Annotated in this window: 1 protein-coding gene; it reads left to right on the forward strand. The window is 57.1% G+C overall.

The window, feature by feature from the left end:
- Positions 1-557: 557 nt before the first annotated feature.
- The coding region (locus EN749_RS36275) for an AAA family ATPase (protein ID WP_128365023.1) at positions 558-1,033 on the forward strand (476 nt) is incomplete at its 3' end.

Consider the following 1,033-nt stretch of genomic DNA (forward strand, 5'->3'; position numbering starts at 1 on the left):
CCCTCGCATTCCCCTCCCCGACCACGGCCGCCGCTCCGTTTCACGTTGCGGGGTCACTTCAGCCTGCGAGAGACGGGATCTTGTTATCCACGCAGCCGACATCGACCCAGCGGCTCTGGCAGTAGCGCAATACAATGCTCGCATGCACGGCGCATCAGCATACAGCGGTCGCCCGAAAGGTCGCCGCGTAGTCCTGCGGTTCTCCGGTCTGCATACGCACGCCGCCAGCAACGCAGACCGAGGGCTAACGCCGGCTTTGCCGCCGCGACACGGTTGCCTTGACGGTTGGTTTTGCGGACCAAGATGGGAGCTGATGTAAGTGGCTGATGGGCTTCGTGGAGAATTCCAATTGTCAGCCGTACTTTTCCGCTTTTCAGTCAATGATAACAATAGGGTAAGTTCGATTCCGGCTCGCAAGTTGTGGGGCGGGATGCCCGATCGTTCCCGTTAACCTTTTGTTAACTCAATATTTCTTGCCGGGCCGCATAGAATCGGGCGATAGTGACGATAATTTGGGGGGAAACCCGAAAATATCGTTCCTGAAGGGCCAGCGGGCAATGAACATAGCCGCTCAAGTTGAAGAAACCGGCTTTGCAGACACCATTCTCGACCAAGGCAGCGAGATTTCACGCAAGCTGGACATGCTCCGTATCGAAAAGTTTCCGCCGAATGCCCATAAGACGCTTCGGCAATTTTCTCTTGCGGAGGTAGCAGATTACATTGGGGTGTCCCAGAGCTACCTGAAGAAGCTGCATTTGGAAGGCAAAGGCGTGCAGCCGATCACATCGTCAACGGGGCGCCGTTCGTACACTGCGGAGCAGATGAACGAACTCAGGAGGTTTCTCGAGCGTGAACCACGTCGCCGAGCAGGCGACAAACTGCAGGTCCTGGCTGTCGTCAATTTCAAGGGCGGCTCAGGCAAGACAACGACTGCAGCGCATCTGGCGCAGTATCTCGCGCTCACCGGACATCGCGTGTTGGCGATCGACCTCGATCCGCAAGCTTCTCTCACCGCCCTTCACGGCATTCAACC

It is taken from the genome of Mesorhizobium sp. M7A.F.Ca.ET.027.02.1.1 (assembly GCF_004022985.1).
Taxonomy (GTDB): Bacteria; Pseudomonadota; Alphaproteobacteria; order Rhizobiales; family Rhizobiaceae; genus Mesorhizobium.